Annotated in this window: 13 protein-coding genes; 3 read left to right on the plus strand and 10 right to left on the minus strand. The window is 50.5% G+C overall.

Features of this window, described 5'->3' with window-relative positions:
• Window positions 1-6: 6 nt before the first annotated feature.
• The 8 genes from era to rpoE form a co-directional block, all read right to left on the minus strand.
• Window positions 7-912, minus strand: a complete 906-nt coding sequence (gene era, locus K7X24_RS15715) for a GTPase Era (protein ID WP_012822898.1) — start codon at window positions 910-912, stop codon at window positions 7-9.
• Window positions 909-1,589, minus strand: coding sequence for a ribonuclease III (rnc, locus tag K7X24_RS15720; protein WP_010302498.1), 681 nt, complete (start codon window positions 1,587-1,589; stop codon window positions 909-911). The genes era and rnc overlap by 4 nt, the downstream gene beginning before the upstream one ends.
• 307 nt (window positions 1,590-1,896) lie before the next feature.
• The gene (lepB, locus tag K7X24_RS15725) at window positions 1,897-2,862 is read right to left on the minus strand and encodes a signal peptidase I (RefSeq protein ID WP_010302500.1); all 966 of its coding nucleotides are present in this window, start codon (window positions 2,860-2,862) and stop codon (window positions 1,897-1,899) included.
• A gap of 16 nt (window positions 2,863-2,878) precedes the next feature.
• The gene (gene lepA / locus K7X24_RS15730; RefSeq protein ID WP_039284413.1) at window positions 2,879-4,678 is read right to left on the minus strand and encodes a translation elongation factor 4; all 1,800 of its coding nucleotides are present in this window, start codon (window positions 4,676-4,678) and stop codon (window positions 2,879-2,881) included.
• Between the two features lie 296 nt (window positions 4,679-4,974).
• A complete protein-coding gene (rseC, locus tag K7X24_RS15735; protein WP_103971482.1) occupies window positions 4,975-5,427 on the minus strand; it encodes a SoxR-reducing system protein RseC in 453 nt (150 codons plus the stop codon).
• Entirely contained in the window at window positions 5,424-6,386 is a 963-nt protein-coding gene (rseB, locus tag K7X24_RS15740; protein ID WP_224555734.1) for a sigma-E factor regulatory protein RseB, read from the minus strand. The genes rseC and rseB overlap by 4 nt, the downstream gene beginning before the upstream one ends.
• Window positions 6,386-7,033, minus strand: a complete 648-nt coding sequence (gene rseA, locus K7X24_RS15745) for an anti-sigma-E factor RseA (RefSeq protein ID WP_039486631.1) — start codon at window positions 7,031-7,033, stop codon at window positions 6,386-6,388. Before rseA ends, rseB begins: the two co-directional genes overlap by 1 nt.
• A gap of 59 nt (window positions 7,034-7,092) precedes the next feature.
• The gene (gene rpoE, locus K7X24_RS15750) at window positions 7,093-7,668 is read right to left on the minus strand and encodes an RNA polymerase sigma factor RpoE (protein WP_005973561.1); all 576 of its coding nucleotides are present in this window, start codon (window positions 7,666-7,668) and stop codon (window positions 7,093-7,095) included.
• 361 nt (window positions 7,669-8,029) lie between these two features.
• Here rpoE and nadB point away from each other — a divergent pair, with 361 nt between their 5' ends.
• Window positions 8,030-9,631 carry an L-aspartate oxidase gene (nadB, locus tag K7X24_RS15755; protein ID WP_224555735.1) on the plus strand — a complete coding sequence of 534 codons (1,602 nt, stop codon included), beginning with the start codon at window positions 8,030-8,032 and terminating at the stop codon, window positions 9,629-9,631.
• 69 nt (window positions 9,632-9,700) lie between these two features.
• On the opposite strand, the gene trmN is transcribed toward nadB, so the two are convergent.
• Window positions 9,701-10,447, minus strand: coding sequence for a tRNA(1)(Val) (adenine(37)-N(6))-methyltransferase TrmN (gene trmN / locus K7X24_RS15760; protein ID WP_224555736.1), 747 nt, complete (start codon window positions 10,445-10,447; stop codon window positions 9,701-9,703).
• A 134-nt stretch (window positions 10,448-10,581) separates the two neighbouring features.
• Here trmN and srmB point away from each other — a divergent pair, with 134 nt between their 5' ends.
• A complete protein-coding gene (gene srmB, locus K7X24_RS15765; RefSeq protein ID WP_095700277.1) occupies window positions 10,582-11,907 on the plus strand; it encodes an ATP-dependent RNA helicase SrmB in 1,326 nt (441 codons plus the stop codon).
• 62 nt (window positions 11,908-11,969) lie between these two features.
• Here srmB and grcA read toward each other — a convergent pair whose 3' ends face one another.
• Entirely contained in the window at window positions 11,970-12,353 is a 384-nt protein-coding gene (gene grcA / locus K7X24_RS15770) for an autonomous glycyl radical cofactor GrcA (protein ID WP_005973551.1), read from the minus strand.
• A gap of 377 nt (window positions 12,354-12,730) precedes the next feature.
• Between grcA and ung the strand changes: the two genes are divergently transcribed.
• Complete coding sequence (ung, locus tag K7X24_RS15775; RefSeq protein ID WP_012822888.1) at window positions 12,731-13,417, plus strand: uracil-DNA glycosylase; 687 nt, start codon at window positions 12,731-12,733, stop codon at window positions 13,415-13,417.
• Window positions 13,418-13,517: the final 100 nt, after the last annotated feature.

Here is a 13,517-nt window from a genome sequence, read left to right on the forward strand (position 1 = left end):
TGAACCTTACAAGTCTTCGCTATAACCCAGGCTGCGCAGGGCACGTTCGTCATCTGCCCAACCGGATTTCACTTTAACCCACAGCTCAAGGTGCACCTTGGCTTCGAACATCTCTTCCATATCTTGACGAGATTCGATACCAATGGTTTTAATTTTGGCACCTTTGTTGCCAATCACCATCTTCTTCTGGCCTTCACGCTCAACCAGAATCAGGCCGTTGATGTCATAACCGCCGCGCTCGTTCGTCACGAAACGCTCGATTTCAACCGTCACGGAATACGGCAATTCTTCACCCAGGAAGCGCATCAATTTTTCACGGATAATTTCCGATGCCATAAAACGCTGTGAGCGATCGGTGATGTAATCTTCCGGGAAGTGGTGCGTTGCCTGCGGTAAGTGTTTACGCACAATGCTGGCAATCGTATCGACATTCGTGCCCTTCTCAGCCGAGATTGGAACGACGTCAAGGAAGTCCATCTGTTGGCTGAGGAACTGGATATGCGGCAGCAGCTTAGTTTTATCCGTGACGTTATCGACTTTATTGATCGCCAATAGCACAGGGAGTTTCTGATCGCGCAGCTTATTCAATACCATATCGTCGTCGTCGTTCCAGTGTGTCCCTTCAACAACGAAAATGATCAGCTCAACGTCACCAATTGAACTGCTGGCGGCACGGTTCATCAGGCGGTTAATCGCCCGCTTTTCTTCAATGTGCAATCCCGGCGTATCCACATAAATAGCCTGATAAGGCCCTTCAGTGTGAATACCCATGATGCGGTGCCGCGTCGTCTGGGGCTTACGTGACGTAATAGAAATCTTCTGCCCCAGTAATTGATTCAGTAACGTCGATTTACCGACGTTTGGTCGACCAACAATCGCGACAAAACCGCAGTGTGTCTGTACTTCGCTCATTCAAGCTCCAGTTTTTTCAACGCTTGTTCAGCCGCAGCCTGTTCGGCTTTACGACGGCTCGATCCTGTACCAATGACCGACTCACTAAAGCCGCTCACCTGACAGTGGATAGTAAATTCCTGATCGTGTGCTTCCCCACGAACCTGCACCACCAAATACGTTGGCAGAGGTAAGTGACGCCCTTGCAGAAATTCTTGCAACCGCGTTTTCGGATCTTTTTGCTTATCGCCGGGACTGATTTCATCCAGACGCGTCTGATACCAGTTCAGGATCAAACGTTCGATGGTCTGAATGTCGCTGTCGAGGAAAATTCCGCCAATCAGCGCTTCGACCGTATCAGCCAGGATCGATTCACGACGGAAACCACCGCTTTTTAATTCACCGGGACCGAGGCGTAAGCACTCTCCCAATTCGAATTCACGCGCGATTTCCGCCAGCGTATTTCCTCGCACCAGCGTCGCTCGCATCCGACTCATGTCCCCTTCATCAACCTTGGGGAAACGGTGATACAGCGCATTGGCGATCACAAAACTCAGGATGGAGTCACCCAGGAACTCGAGTCTTTCATTATGTTTGCTGCTAGCGCTACGGTGCGTCAACGCCTGTAACAAAAGATCGTACTGCTGAAAAGTATAGCCCAGCTTTCTTTGTAAACGATTTATCAGGATGGGATTCATGTGTTACCAATAGATCAACGATGCGTCAAAAACAGCAGCATACGGAACAGCCCTGCTTACCAATTCGGTCAAAACTGTTTCGTTTGCATTGGCTCCCATAGGGAGCCTGCCTTTTTGCCCGTCATACTTCGCGTTGCCTGTACGTTAGCGTGGTTAAAACGCTAACGTGTTGTCCTGCAACTCGTACTATTTAGGGCATGTTCTTTCAAAAAGAGCGTTACAGAAAATATTCTACATCGGACAGCATCAGAATGCTGCCTGTATCTTATTTCGGTTAATGCTTACTTTTGATTAATGCTTACTTTGGTTAATGGATACCACCGATGCGACTCAAACGTACGCCGGTAGGCCATTCACCTTCCTGCTTCTCGAAGCTCATCCAGATAGCGGTGGCTTTACCGACCAGATTTCTCTCTGGAACAAAGCCCCAATAGCGGCTATCCAGACTGTTGTCGCGGTTATCACCCATCATGAAGTAGTGTCCTGCTGGAACAACCCATGTCGCAAGCTGCTGCTGCGATTGCTGGTAATAACCACCGAGCTGATCCTGCTGACCCGGCACCAACAGAATATTATGCGTGACATTGCCTAATGACTCTTTGCGTGCGCCCATGCGGGTCCCTTCCACGCTGTTGTCATTAGCGGGCACCTCATAAAATCCGCTGCGCGATTCCAGTCCTGGTTGGTTGAAGGTCTGAACAAAATCGCTAGGCTGTACGTTACTGTATGTGACCGCCAATGCGGTATCACACGCCTGCTGTCCCTGACAGGATGGACGAATCGTCACCTGCTTGGTTATCGGGTTATAGCTAACGCGATCGCCCGGTACGCCAACCACACGCTTGATGAAGTCCACTTTAGGATCGGACGGGTATTTAAACACCACAACGTCGCCACGCTTCGGGTGACCGGTTTCAATCAGCGTTTTTTGCGTGAAGGGTTCTTTAATACCGTAGGCAAATTTCTCCACCAAAATAAAATCACCGATCAACAGCGTCGGCATCATCGAACCCGATGGAATTTGAAACGGCTCATAAATGAAGGAGCGCACAACCAATACCAAAGCGACAACCGGGAAGACGGACGCTATCGTCTCAATCCAGCCTGGTTGTTGAATCGCTTTCGATGAAACCGCGCCATCAGCCAGATCGGCACCGCTCATCGCAGCAAATTTCTTCCGGCGAGCGGGTGCCCAGACGAAACGTTCTAAACACCAGACAATCCCCGTGACCAGCGTCACCAATGCCAGAATTACGGCAAACATATTGGCCATGCCAACTCCTCAGAATTTATTTACTGTCTTTGCCGACGTGCAGAATTGCCAGAAACGCTTCTTGCGGCAGTTCGACGTTGCCGACCTGCTTCATACGTTTCTTACCGTCTTTCTGTTTCTGCAACAGTTTCTTCTTACGGCTGACGTCGCCACCATAACACTTGGCCAGTACGTTTTTACGCAATTGCTTAACCGTAGAGCGCGCAATAATGTGGTTACCAATAGCGGCCTGAATCGCGATATCAAACTGCTGACGTGGAATCAGTTCTTTCATCTTTTCGACGAATTCACGGCCACGATATTGTGAATTATCACGGTGAGTAATCAGGGCCAGTGCATCAACACGCTCGTTGTTGATTAATACATCAACGCGCACCATGTCTGATGCCTGGAAACGCTTGAAGCCATAATCCAGCGAGGCATAACCACGAGACGTTGATTTCAGGCGATCGAAGAAATCGAGTACCACTTCGGCCATCGGGATTTCATACGTCAACGCAACCTGATTACCGTGGTACACCATGTTCGTCTGCACACCGCGCTTCTCAATACAAAGCGTAATTACGTTGCCCAAATATTCTTGAGGCATCAGCATGTGACATTCGGCGATCGGTTCGCGCAATTCCTGAATATTGTTCAGCGGCGGCAGTTTAGACGGGCTATCCACATAGATGGTTTCTTTAGCCGTCGTTTCTACTTCATACACTACCGTCGGTGCCGTGGTGATCAGCTCCAGATCGTACTCACGCTCCAGACGTTCCTGAATGATCTCCATGTGCAGCAGACCCAGGAATCCACAGCGGAAACCAAAGCCCAGTGCGGTCGAGCTTTCTGGCTCATAGAACAGGGAGGCATCATTGAGGCTCAGCTTGCCTAACGCATCGCGGAATGCTTCATAGTCGTCGGAGCTAATCGGGAACAGGCCCGCGTAGACCTGAGGTTTGACTTTCTTGAAGCCCGGTAACGCTTTTTCAGCCGGATGACGCGCCAGCGTCAGGGTATCCCCGACTGGAGCACCCAAAATATCTTTAATGGCGCACACCAACCAGCCTACTTCGCCGCAGTTCAATACATCGCGGTCAATCTGCTTCGGTGTAAAAATCCCGAGACGGTCGGCGTTATAAACCTGACCCGTACTCATCACCTTAATTTTGTCGCCTTTGCGCATCGTGCCGTTTTTAATACGCACCAATGACACAACGCCAAGATAGTTATCAAACCAGGAATCAATAATCAGCGCCTGCAGCGGTTCATCTGGGCTGCCTTCCGGCGGCGGGATATCACGCACTAAGCGATCCAGAACATCGGGCACGCCAATCCCCGTTTTTGCGGAGCAACGCACCGCATCGGTAGCATCAATGCCGACGATATCTTCAATTTCCTGAGCAACACGATCTGGGTCGGCAGCAGGCAGGTCGATCTTATTCAGAACCGGCACCACTTCGAGATTCATATCCAGCGCGGTATAGCAGTTAGCCAGCGTTTGAGCTTCAACACCCTGCCCAGCGTCAACGACAAGCAGCGCGCCTTCACAGGCGGCGAGCGAACGGGAAACTTCATAAGAGAAGTCGACATGCCCAGGCGTATCAATAAAGTTTAACTGGTAGGTTTGGCCGTCTTGCGCTTTATAATCCAGCGTGACGCTTTGCGCTTTAATCGTTATTCCGCGTTCGCGTTCCAGATCCATGGAATCCAGAACCTGCGCAGCCATTTCACGCTCGGTTAGACCGCCGCAAATCTGAATGATACGGTCAGATAACGTCGATTTACCGTGGTCGATATGGGCAATAATGGAGAAATTTCGTATATGCTTCATTATAAAAATTTTTCTACCTTGATATTCCTGAAATTCTTGCCGATGGGCATGCGCATAGGTGAAAACAGCAGCGATGTCATTCCACCTTAATCGCAGCATTCTACATGCGAGAAGCCTGAAAACCTAGTCATGTCCAGTGCATTCCCCTTGATTATGACGGTTTTATTTGGAATAGCAGAACAACAAGAGGAAAGCAGGAAGTAAAGTGTCATTACGTGGCAAACATCGTGTCGAAAGATAACAAACAAGTAAGCAATGTTTCCGCGCCGCGCGCCGTTTACGCTCGGGTGAACAGGTCAATTTTGTAAGAGAGTACCCGGCAGCGCGATTTGCAGGATAACGGGTTCATAACGTTTATTCTTACCTAGCTGCTTCGCCCAGCGCTTCACGCCGATAAACGCCACGCCACCGCCTAGCAGCGCGCCAATAACCGCAGCCAGATCGGTGCCGAACAGCGTTTGGCATATCACTGCCCCGAACAGCAACCCAAAAAGCGGGACAACATAAACCAGAGCAGCGGAAAACAATAACCGCCCTTCAGAAATACCCAGCTCCACTTTTTGTCCGACTTCCAAAGGCCGATCGTAAGGAACGTACAGCGTATTTTCGGCAGAGAGCCCAAGCTGACTTAATAAACCCGTTCCACACGACGAGCGGGATTTACAGGTGCCACAGCCCGCGCTCGGCTCACACTGCAGCTCCGCAATTCCATCCCGCCATGAAACCACTGTCGCCCACTCTTTGATCACGGTTGCGCCTTCAAAATAATGCTGTCAGCCACACGTTTAGCCGTAGAAGGAGGAATATCGCCGACAACGGTAATCTCTCGGTTGCCTTTCATGACAGTGTGGATCGAACGTCGTCCCGTGAGCACAGACTGTTCCTCGCTCACGTCAGAAGACGGGCTAATGTTAATCGAAAAGCTGAATAAACCATCGCTATACAGACGTGTTTCAATAGGAATGGACGAACCTGGCAATACTTTTTTGTTGTGCGACAGTTCTTTCATCCCAGCAGGCAGCCATTCTGGCACCCAGGTAAAATCACCTTTTTCCGCAGCAGGCGCGGGTAGCGCAGGAGGAAGTTTGATTCCTTCCAGCGGACGCATCACGCTCACCAGATCATCGTCAACAATCAATGATGTCGTTAAGAATTGCTCCAACCGTTTGTCGCCATTGCGATCCTGTAAATCAATGCGCAGTGGAAGTTTGGAGTCCGCATCAATCCACACCGTATAGCTGTAGCGTGTGCCATCGCGTGAGATGACCCGAATGCCTGATGCCAGACGATCGGCAATGCGTACCCGTCCATCAGCAGGAACAAAATCATAATAGGGCGATAGTTTCTGAAAATCAGCGAAGACCAGAGAAGGGAGAGAATCAACGATATGATCGCTGGTGAGCGTAAACGGCTCAAAACCAGGATCGAAATAGCTGATTTCATTACCACGCTGTACGATCTCGCGTCGCGGTCCGTCCATAAACAGCAACTGCGCTAAGGCACGGTTGTTGACTACAGCATGACGATACCGTACCGACTCGAAACCTTGCAGGGTTATGTTAATAAAGGAAATTTCGTAATTCAGAGAACGAGTAGCGCCATTCATCTGTTGCAGCAACGCGCCCGGCTCAACATTCTGAGCCGGGGCGAAAGTAGAATAAAACAGACTGCCAATCAGAAAACAGGCGGCGGACCAAACACGCTTCATTACCGGGGCTGTGTTCCTAATGATTGAGTACCGGGAACCTGAATTGCCGCTTGCTGATCGTCCTGCGGCAGAGCGTGCTCGGCATGCAGCCGACGCTGTAATTCGTAGTCCTGCAAAATGGCGTTAAGGCGATTGCGCTGCATATCGGATTTTTGCTGACCGCTGTTAGGGGCAACATTTTCTGACGGCACGCCCAGACTCACTGGAGAGGCGGTGCCCATAGCAGGTAAGGTGCTGAACACGCCGGATTCCACAACATGTTCAGAAGCATTACCCTGCTGGTAATTTTGTACGCCGACAATCACCGCTAAAGATACGCAGGCTGCGACACCGACTTGCGTCAGTTGGCTGCCCCACGGGCGGATTTTGTGCCAGAAAGGCATCTTCGTCCACTCAACAGGTTGTGGCTGAGATTCAGGCTGCGCTTGTGGAACCAAACGAACAGGTTCTTTTTCGATTGCAGCGGCAACGCGAGAAGCGATGTCCAGGTGGATCACGTTTTCACTCACATCACCACGCATCACATCACGAATCAGATGATAACTTTGCCAACTTTGCTGCAACGCGTCATCCCGTGACAGTGCGCCTAACAGTTCGGAATCTACTGCTTCGCCATCCATTAAAGCGGAAAGTTTCTCTTTCTGCATACCGACACCCTTACCTTGTCAAATCCATCATTAGTCATGCGGATAGCTGAAAACGCTCGCTAGCGCTGAATAAGCGGTTGTACTTTATTATCAATCGCTTCCCGAGCCCGGAAAATACGAGAACGAACAGTGCCGACGGGACAATCCATAATCACGGCGATCTCTTCGTAGCTTAAACCGTCCAACTCACGCAGCGTAATCGCTAAACGTAAATCTTCCGGTAGAGACTCGATAGTTCGGAAAACGATGCTTCGTAATTCCTCTGACAACATTAAATTCTCAGGGTTCGATATTTCTTTCAGTGCGCCCGCATTTTCATAGTTTTCCGCGTCATTAGCATCAATGTCGCTGGACGGCGGACGGCGGCCCTGAGCTACCAAATAATTCTTGGCCGTATTCACTGCGATACGATACAGCCATGTATAGAACGCACTATCGCCGCGGAATGACTCTAACGCGCGATAGGCTTTAATAAACGATTCCTGTACCACGTCCGGCACGTCCCCTTGGGGAACATACCGCGATACCAGGCTCGCTACCTTATGCTGATAACGAACGACCAACAAGTTAAACGATTTTTGATCGCCTTTTTGGACTCGCTCGACCAGAACCTGATCTGCCAGTTGCTCGCTCATCCGAGGTAATCTCTACTCAAACCGTTCTCCACGCGTAAAATAGTACTGCCAGCTATATCAATCATATTTAGAGCAAGCTCCTAATTAGAACCAAGACATTCAATAAAGTTCCGGGTCATCATTTTTCTTTTGCTTAGCGCCGTTACTCGTCTTTGCGATGCGTACCTATGACGCATTCTCTTCATCTGAGGCTCTACGCTCCTCCGAGGATGATACGATAAATCCGGGGCCTTCGCACGATTCAGCATGCCCCTTCCTTCGCTTATTTATAGCGTAGAGATGGGGATAAAAACCAATACAGCAATCAGCCGTTGGGTGCTACCATCGGATTTCCTCTTCTTTTTGCATCCACGACACGACCATGCAAACGACCACTGAATACGTCTGTGATGTTTTAATCATTGGCAGCGGTGCTGCCGGGCTTTCACTGGCGCTGCGTCTGGCTTCACAAGCCAACGTGACGGTATTAAGCAAAGGCCCGCTCAACGAAGGCGCAACGTTTTATGCTCAAGGTGGCATCGCCGCCGTTTTCGATGAAACCGACACGATTGACTCTCATATCGAAGATACCCTGATCGCCGGCGATGGCCTGTGTGAACGGGAAGCCGTTGAGTTTATCGCCAGCAATGCCAAACACTGCGTGCAATGGCTTATCGAACAAGGCGTGCTATTCGATACCGAAACCAGCACCAGCGGCGAAGAACGTTACCATCTCACGCGCGAAGGTGGTCACAGCCATCGTCGAATTCTGCACGCGGCGGATGCAACCGGAAAAGAAGTGGAAAACACGCTGGTGCAGAAAGCGCTATCTCATCCGAATATTCGGATTATGGAGCGCTGCAACGCCGTCGATTTGATTACCTCGAATAAGCTGGGTTTGCCCGGCACACGCCGCATTGTCGGTGCTTATATATGGAACCGTGAACGGGAGCGCGTAGAATCCTGCCGAGCGAAAACGGTGGTTTTAGCGACCGGTGGCGCATCCAAAGTTTATCAATACACCACGAATCCCGATATTTCCTCTGGTGATGGCATCGCCATGGCCTGGCGTGCGGGTTGCCGCGTGGCAAATCTGGAGTTCAATCAGTTTCACCCGACCTGCCTGTTCCACCCACAGGCACGAAACTTCCTGCTAACGGAAGCGCTGCGCGGTGAAGGCGCGTACCTTAAACGTCCTGACGGTACACGTTTTATGCCCGATTTCGATGCAAGAGGCGAATTGGCCCCGCGTGACGTGGTCGCCCGGGCGATTGACCATGAGATGAAACGGCTTGGCGCAGACTGCATGTATCTGGATATCAGCCACAAGCCCGAAACATTCATCAAACAGCACTTCCCCACTATCGATGAAAAGCTACAGTCTCTCGGCATCGATCTGACGCGTGAGCCGATACCGATCGTCCCCGCGGCACACTACACCTGCGGTGGCGTGCTGGTCGATCAGCACGGCCGTACCGATCTTGACGGCCTGTATGCGATTGGCGAAGTCAGCTATACCGGTTTGCATGGCGCAAACCGCATGGCATCCAATTCACTGCTGGAGTGCCTGGTTTACGGCTGGTCAGCCGCTGAGGATATTTTGCAGCGCTTACCGCAAATCAAAGCAGTGAAAAAGTTACCGGATTGGGATGAAAGCCAGGTCGACAACTCCGACGAACAAGTGGTGATCCAGCATAACTGGCACGAGTTGCGCCTGTTTATGTGGGATTATGTAGGGATCGTGCGGACGACTAAGCGGCTGGAGCGTGCACAGCGCCGCATTCAACTCCTTCAGCAGGAAATCAATGAGTACTACGCCCACTTCCGCATTTCCAACAATTTGCTGGAACTGCGTAATCTGGTGCAGGTTGCCGAACTCATCGTCCGCTGCGCATTGGAAAGAAAAGAAAGCCGCGGGCTGCATTACACACTGGACTACCCAGAACAGTTCAACGCCCCAACGCCAACCATTCTGGTGCCGTAGTTCATAAAAAATAACTCATAAAAATAGTTCACTCAGCAAAGGCAGACGCAGCAACAAGGCGTCTGCCATCTACATAAAGAGATAAAAATCTTTTGTCAGCCGCTGGAAAGCCGTCGAGTAGCATCTTTCTGCATCACTAATTACCAGTGAGGAATTCACACATTCTCTTTCCTGACGAGATAGCGCCAGCAAAACGCGATGCGCAGGTTTCTCTTCCTGCTCCGATACGCGAAGCTGCTGGTGAACATACCAATTGTTCTGCTGCGCGAGCGGAATAAAAGACCCAGCAACCTGAACCGGCAGCACCACGCAGAAAAGACCTTCAGGCATTAGCAACTGATGAGCACAGCGTAACAGCGCTTCATGGGTTAACAGGGTGGTATAGCGAGCCTGATCGCGCTGAGCCGATCCGCACGCGATCCCCGGCGGGAAGTAAGGCGGGTTACTGATAATCAACGAATAGTCGGCGGCTCGCGTCTCAGCAAAACCGACGATATCCTCAGCATACACCGTGATTCTGTCAGCCCATGGCGAGGTGGAAATGTTCTCCTTCGCCTGCTGGCTGGCGGCACTATCCAGCTCGACGGCGTCAATCCGAACATGCGATTCAGAACGTTGCGCCAGCATCAGCGCGAGAAGACCAGAACCGCTACCGATATCCAGGATCCGCGAGGCTGAAGACACCGGCGTCCAGGCTCCCAGCAAAATACCGTCGGTCCCCACCTTCATGGCACAGCGATCGTGCGCCACAAAGAATTGCTTGAAGGTAAAACCATCCCGACGCAATGTCAGTTTATTATCAGCCTGATGACTCATGAAAATAAGATTCCAAATGCAAACCGCAGTAGCATAGGTGAAACATCAATGCAGGAAAAGTGCCGATGTCTGCTTAAACAGGTGAAGAAACCGGCCAATCCGTCTATAATCGGCGCCCCAAATAGAGGTAGACCATGACTGTAACCAATTTTTCCGAGCTCGATCTTGATGAAAGCCTGTTAGACGCCCTGCGTGACATGGGCTACGAGCGCCCGACCGTGATTCAGGCAGAGGCGATCCCTCCGGCGATGGAAGGCCGCGACGTCCTAGGCTCCGCGCCAACAGGAACAGGTAAAACCGCCGCCTATCTGCTGCCGGTTTTGCAGCATCTTATCGATTTCCCTCGTAAAAAATCGGGTCCACCTCGTATTCTGATCCTCACGCCAACCCGTGAGCTCGCCATGCAGGTGGCCGATCAGGCGCGAGCGTTTGCTGCACATACGCACCTGGATATCGCCACGATCACTGGCGGCGTAGCCTACATGAACCACGCAGAAGTCTTCAGTGAAAATCAGGATATCGTCGTCGCGACGACGGGCCGTCTGCTGCAATACATTAAAGAAGAAAACTTCGATTGCCGCGCGGTAGAAACGCTGATTCTGGATGAAGCGGACAGAATGCTGGATATGGGCTTCGCCCAGGATATTGAACACATCGCCGGAGAAACCCGCTGGCGCAAGCAAACGCTGCTGTTTTCTGCGACGCTGGAAGGGGACGCGATCAAAGATTTCGCCGAGCGCCTGCTCAATGAACCTGTTGAAATCGAATCCGACCCATCGCGTCGGGAACGTAAAAAAATTCTGCAATGGTATTACCGCGCCGACGATCTCAAACACAAAACGGCGCTGCTCTGCCACCAGTTAAAACAGCCTGACGTAACGCGTTCTATCGTCTTTGTACGCAAGCGTGAGCGTGTGCATGAGCTAGTTGCCTGGCTGCGTGAAGCGGGCATTAACTCCTGCTATCTCGAAGGCGAAATGGTGCAGGCCAAACGTAATGAGGCGATCAAACGTCTCAGTGACGGGCGTGTCAACGTGCTGGTAGCAACGGATATCGCGGCACGCGGTATTGATATTAACGATGTCAGCCACGTATTTAACTTCGATTTGCCGCGCACCTCGGACACCTATCTTCACCGTATCGGTCGTACTGGTCGCGCCGGTCGTAAAGGCTGTGCTATCTCTTTTGTCGAAGCACACGACCATCTGCTGCTGGGAAAAATCAGTCGCTACTTGAATGAACCGCTAAAACCGCGCGTCATTGAAGAACTCCGCCCAGAGACGAAAGCACCAAGCGCCAAAACGACGGGTAAACCGTCGAAAAAAGTACTGGCTAAACGACAAGAGAAAAAAGAGAAGGAAAAAGAAAAGGTTAAGGTAAAAGTTCGCCAGCGCGATGCTAAAAATGTGGGTAAGCGTCGTCAACCAACGCAGAAAACCGACGAACCCTCTGCCAAATAAAATTTATATAAAATAGAGATATAAAAAAGGGAGCCTCGGCTCCCTTTTTGTTAAGGCTTGAATTACAGGCTTGCGGTAAAAGTACGAGCGATAACGTCGCGCTGCTGTTCTGGCGTCAGTGAGTTGAAACGCACAGCGTAGCCAGATACGCGAATGGTCAGCTGCGGATAATTTTCCGGATGCTTAACCGCATCTTCCAGCGTCTCACGGCGCAGAACGTTTACGTTCAGGTGTTGACCGCCTTCCACACGCACTTCAGGTTTGATTTCCAGCGGAATTTCACGATACTCGATCTGACCCAGATCGCTCACCGGAACGATTTGATCTTCGCTATAACCTGATTTAGCACACACGCAACGCGCCTGTGATTTTTCTTCATCCAGCAACCAGAAGGAATTGATCAGCGCGCTGTCGTTAGCCTTGGTGATTTGAATACCAGTAACCATAATTGCCTCCGTAAAACGGCGTGTTATTGTCTTAGTTAAAAACTAACTGAGTAAAAATCGCTATCAGCAAAAAACTGCTAAATTTCGTAACGATCGTATAAAACCGTTTGTATCTGCCTCTTATATACCAGCCTGATAACCAGACATCCTTGACTTAAATCAATTTTAAAACCCCACAGCTTAGCGTACTGATGGCAATATATTGTTTTATATCAATTTTACCAACACACCGAATTGCAAATATTTTTGTAAATTTTCAATTTTTTTTCAAAAAAAGGTCATTTCATCCCGACAATAGCGGTTACGGTTTTACCTCGGGACGATAGATCGGTAAGCTACCGACAACACCATTCAACCTATAAAAAAAAGAGTGCATGATGGCGACCTCTCTCACCTGGCATGACGTGCTGGCACAAGAAAAGCAGCAGCCTTACTTCATTAACACCCTTGAATTCGTTGGGAAAGAACGTGCAGCGGGTAAAACTATCTATCCCCCGCAGAAGGATGTTTTCAACGCGTTCCGCTTTACTGAACTGCATCAGGTCAAAGTCGTCATTCTCGGGCAAGATCCCTATCACGGCCCGAATCAGGCGCACGGGCTGTCATTTTCTGTACGTCCGGGCGTACCCGCTCCGCCTTCTCTGGGTAATATTTATAAAGAATTGGCGAGCGACATCCCTGGATTTGAAATTCCACGACACGGTTTTCTACAAAGCTGGGCAGAGCAAGGCGTTTTACTGCTCAACACGGTATTAACCGTTGAAGCTGGACAGGCACACTCGCATGCTAATTTGGGCTGGGAAACGTTTACTGACCGCGTCATCGCGGCATTGAATGAACAGCGGGAAGGCCTGGTCTTTCTGCTGTGGGGCTCTCATGCACAGAAAAAAGGCAACATCATTGACCAGCAGCGCCACCATATTCTGAAATCGCCGCACCCTTCCCCACTGTCTGCACACCGTGGTTTCTTGGGCTGTAAGCATTTTTCTCAGGCTAATCAGCTTTTGGAACAGCAAGGGCTGTCGCCAATAGACTGGACGCCAAGGCTTCCAGAAGAGGCTTAAGCGATAACGGGTTGGTTGTCTTCAAAAAAACGAAGGCGGCCAACTGTCGTTTACAAAGGATGGTTTACAAAGGATGGTTTACAAAGGATGGTTTACAAGG

This window comes from Pectobacterium versatile (assembly GCF_020166435.1).
In the GTDB taxonomy this organism is placed as follows: Bacteria; Pseudomonadota; Gammaproteobacteria; order Enterobacterales; family Enterobacteriaceae; genus Pectobacterium; species Pectobacterium versatile.